6 protein-coding genes are annotated in these 4192 nt (G+C 44.8%); all 6 read right to left on the bottom strand.

Annotation, left to right across the window (positions count from 1 at the left end):
- Positions 1 to 420, bottom strand: a 420-nt coding sequence (rplM, locus tag ACEW8F_RS12305) for a 50S ribosomal protein L13 (protein ID WP_373483764.1), incomplete at its 3' end; no start/stop codon positions are given.
- Positions 421 to 615: 195 nt separating this feature from the next.
- Entirely contained in the window at positions 616 to 1350 is a 735-nt protein-coding gene (gene truA, locus ACEW8F_RS12300) for a tRNA pseudouridine(38-40) synthase TruA (protein WP_373483763.1), read from the bottom strand.
- Positions 1351 to 1365: 15 nt separating this feature from the next.
- Positions 1366 to 2187, bottom strand: a complete 822-nt coding sequence (locus tag ACEW8F_RS12295) for an energy-coupling factor transporter transmembrane protein EcfT (protein WP_373483762.1) — start codon at positions 2185 to 2187, stop codon at positions 1366 to 1368.
- A gap of 1 nt (position 2188) precedes the next feature.
- Positions 2189 to 3046, bottom strand: coding sequence for an energy-coupling factor transporter ATPase (locus tag ACEW8F_RS12290; RefSeq protein WP_373483761.1), 858 nt, complete (start codon positions 3044 to 3046; stop codon positions 2189 to 2191).
- Positions 3037 to 3882 carry an energy-coupling factor transporter ATPase gene (locus ACEW8F_RS12285; RefSeq protein WP_373483765.1) on the bottom strand — a complete coding sequence of 282 codons (846 nt, stop codon included), beginning with the start codon at positions 3880 to 3882 and terminating at the stop codon, positions 3037 to 3039. Before ACEW8F_RS12285 ends, ACEW8F_RS12290 begins: the two co-directional genes overlap by 10 nt.
- 102 nt (positions 3883 to 3984) lie before the next feature.
- A partial coding sequence (gene rplQ / locus ACEW8F_RS12280; RefSeq protein WP_373483760.1) for a 50S ribosomal protein L17 occupies positions 3985 to 4192 on the bottom strand: 208 nt, incomplete at its 5' end.

Below are 4192 nucleotides of genomic sequence, written 5' to 3'. Positions count from 1 at the left end.
AGGCAATTGTGCAGCGTGTGGATGTTCGTTGCCAGCATAAACTTTAAGTTTAGTCGCAATTTTATCCCCTAATTTGTTATGTGGGATCATACCCTTCACTGCTTTGAAAACCAAAAGTTCTGGTTTTTCAGCTAAGAATTTCCGGTAAGTCATTTCTTTTAACCCACCGCAATATCCAGAATATGTTTTATATAATTTTTGGTCCAGTTTGTTTCCGGTTAATACAATCTTATCGGCATTAATGATAATAACAAAATCTCCACAATCCATATGTGGTGAAAAGATTGGTTTGTTTTTTCCTCGTAAAATATTTGCAACTTCTGTCGCCAGTCGTCCTAATACCTTACCTTCCGCATCAATCACATACCATTTACGGTCTATTTCATGAGATTTGGCCATTATTGTGGCATTCGCATTCATCTCAAAAATCCTCCTCAGTTAATAATTTCTTTATTTTTTATCTATTGGCTTTCCGATAAGTGGGAGTTATCAGAAATCGTTTTTTTATCGTATCGGGGCTAGTGATACATTAACGTCCATCGTTAATTCTATAGCATCTTCCCGGGTGTGTCAAGTTATTTATGCCTTCAAATGGTATTATTTATGATATTATTTTCAATAATAAACTTCCTTTAAGTAAAGACCATGAGCCGGAGCGGTAATACCTGCCTTTCTGCGATCTTTGCCTTGGATAATCGTTTTGATGTCCGGGGGTTTTAAGCGGCCATAACCGACTTCGTAGAGGGTGCCAGTCATTATCCTGACCATATTGTACAAAAACCCATTTCCGGTGAAGGTCATTTCCCAGAGCTCGCCATTGTTGCTAAAGGAAATTTCGGCAATGGTGCGAACCGTTGTTTTAATCGAGCTGCCACTGGCCATAAACGCGGTAAAGTCATGCTCGCCCAAAAAGCTGGCGGCCGCTTCTTCCATGGCCGCCCAGTCCAGCGTCCGGGTTACGTGAAATGCCAAATCGGCCAGAAACGGGCTGGCCACCGGGCTGGCTAAAATTTTATATAGATAGCTTTTACCTTTGGCATGATAGCGGCTGTGAAAGTCCGGGTGGCACTCCCGGCTGGCAATCACCCGAATGTCGGTTGGCAGCCGGGTATTCAGGGCCAGGTAAAATACCTCCGGCGGTATCGTCGACGCGGTAAAAAAATTTGCACTCTGTCCCAAGGCATGTACCCCGGCATCGGTACGCCCAGATCCGATCAGGTTGACTGATTCGCCGGTGAGTTCTTTGATCGCTCTGATAATAACTTCCTGAATGGTGACGCCATTGGGTTGGACCTGCCAACCGCAATAATTGCTACCACGGTAACTGATGATGATTTGTATATTTTTCATCTTGAGTTTAGCCCTTTATGCCGGGAACACTAAGGGAATTTGAACCATGGTCGTCAGATAAAGACCGACAATCATCATAACCATCAGCACCAGGCTGGCACCATCCCGGAATTCAAAGGTTAATTGCTTCATCCGGGTTCTATTTTCGCCGCCCCGGTAGCAGCGGGCTTCCATCGCGGTGGCTAATTCGTCAGCCCGGCGAAAGGCTGAAATAAACAGCGGAATCAGAATCGGGATCAGGTTCTTAGCCCGGGAAATGATATTGCCGGTTTCAAAATTAGCCCCTCGGGCTTTTTGCGCCTTCATAATTCGCTCTGTTTCTTCCATCAGTGTCGGGATAAAACGCAGCGCAATCGACATCATCATTGCCAATTCGTGGGCATATCGCCGGACAAAGGGAACAAAGCGCATACACCATTCCATCCCATCGGTTAAATCAATCGGTGAGGTGGTCAACGTCATGATGGAAGTACCGATCACCAGAAAGATCAGACGCAGTGCCATATAGGTTGCCACTTTCAAACCTTCCAGCGTTACTGTCAGCGGCCCCAGCGTCGCTACCGTGGTTCCTGGGGTCATAAACAGGTTTAGAACCACCGTCAGCATGATAATCAGGACTAACCCTTTAATGCCGCGGATAATGTACCCCACCGGGATTTTAGAAAGCAGGGTGATCGTTACCAAAATCACAAATGTGGCTAGATAACCCCACAGATTATTCAAAAAAAACAACATCACAACAAATGCTGTGGTAAACAGTATCTTCGTTCGTGGGTCCAGTTTGTGAATCACCGACCCGGTTGGATAATACTGGCCAATCGTAACATCTTTTAACATTTTATGATCCTCTTATGACTTTGAGAATTTCTTTTTTGGCTGCTTCCACCGTAAAAATGTCTTCTCTAATTTCCGGGTATTTTTCTTTTAGCCGCCGCATCAGATAGGTTACTTCCGGTACCGCCAGGCCAATGCTTTCCAGGGTAGTAATTTCGGTAAAAACACGATTAGGGGTATCGAAAAACACCACTTCCCCTTCATTCATTACCAGAATCTTTTCAACCATTTTTCCAATGTCCTCCATACTATGGGACACCAGAATAACGGTTATTTTTTTTTGAGTATGCAGTGATTTGATCTGAGCCAGTATTTCTTCCCGTCCCCGAGGATCCAGGCCGGCTGTTGGTTCATCAAGGATCAGCACTGACGGTTCCATCGCTAAAACGCCGGCAATGGCTACTCGTCGCATCTGTCCACCTGATAATTCAAAGGGTGACTTATCTTTGATCGCGTCAAAATCCAGACCAACCATCTTTATCGATTGTCTGACTCGCTGATCGATTTCGTCATCACTGAGTCCCTGATTTTTGGGACCAAAAGCGACGTCCTTTTCGACGGTTTCTTCAAACAGCTGATGTTCCGGATATTGAAAAACCAGACCGATATGGTGCCTGAGCTCAATTAGTTCGGCTTTTTTTGTTTCAAAGATATTCTTTCCATCGACCAGAACCGTGCCAGAAGTGGGGGTTAACAGACCGTTTAGATGCTGAATCAGAGTTGATTTGCCAGAACCGGTGTGGCCAATAATGCCAATAAAACTGCCATCTTCGATGGTGATGTTGATATCCTTTAGGGCTTTAAATTCAAAGGGCGAACCGTCTGAATAGGTATGGGAAAGATTTTTTATTTCTACTGACATAAGGCATTCACCATTTCCTCAATGCTTAAAACATCATCGGCAATTTTTAGTCCTTCGCTGCGCAGCTCATAAGCCAACTCGGTCATTTGGGGTACATCCAGACCAATCTCTTTGAGCCGTTTGACCTGACTAAAGATCGTCCGGGGTTCCCCTTCCATGACAACCTTGCCCTTGTCCAGAACAATAATCCGATCCGCAGCCACGATTTCTTCCATGAAATGGGTGATGTGAATAACAGTCATTTCTTTATCCCGGTTAAGGCGTTTGATGGTTTCCATGACTTCCCGGCGCCCGGATGGGTCCAGCATCGCTGTGGGTTCATCAAAAATGATACATTCCGGTTCCATTGCCAGAATCCCGGCGATGGCAATCCGCTGCTTTTGTCCCCCGGATAATTGGTGGGGCTTTTGATGGGCGTAGGCCTGCATTTCGACCACCGCCAAGGCCCGGTCTACCCGTTCTCTAATTTCTTGCGGCGGCACACCCAAGTTTTCCGGCCCAAAGGCCACATCTTCTTCGACGATGGTGGCGACCAGCTGATTATCCGGGTTTTGGAAAACCATCCCGGCGGTCTGACGGATCGTCCATAGGTTTTCATGGTCCTTAGTGTTAAGACCACTGACAATCACATCGCCTTGAGTGGGAAATATGATCGCATTTAGCAATTTGGAAAGGGTCGATTTCCCCGAACCATTATGTCCGATGATTCCGACAAATTCACCTTTTTGAATATGTAGACTGACTCCATCCAGCGCTACAACTGATGCATTTTCGTTATTATGAGGATATCTGAAATGAACATCCTGCACATCGATCATTCTATTATTACTTTCCATTGTCACTTGTTATCACCTTCTTTGGTGTTAATTAATTAACTTTATAATGCAAGAAAGGGATTAAGCGTAAATAACATCTTAATCCCCTGTATGCATCATAAATTATACTAATTCAATTATAGCCATTTCTGCGCCGTCGCCACGACGTGGTCCCACACGGTAAATTCGTGTGTAGCCACCGTTTCGTTCAGTATATTTAGGTGCTATTTCGTCAAACAATTGTTTTACCACTGCTTCTTGAGTGATATAAGAAATTGCCTGTCTTCTGGCATGTAAGTCGCCTCTTTTACCTAAAGTGACCATTTTATCT

The sequence above is a fragment of the Acetobacterium sp. genome, assembly GCF_041752335.1.
Taxonomy (GTDB): Bacteria; Bacillota; Clostridia; order Eubacteriales; family Eubacteriaceae; genus Acetobacterium.
This window is presented reverse-complemented; position numbering and strand designations above follow the sequence as displayed.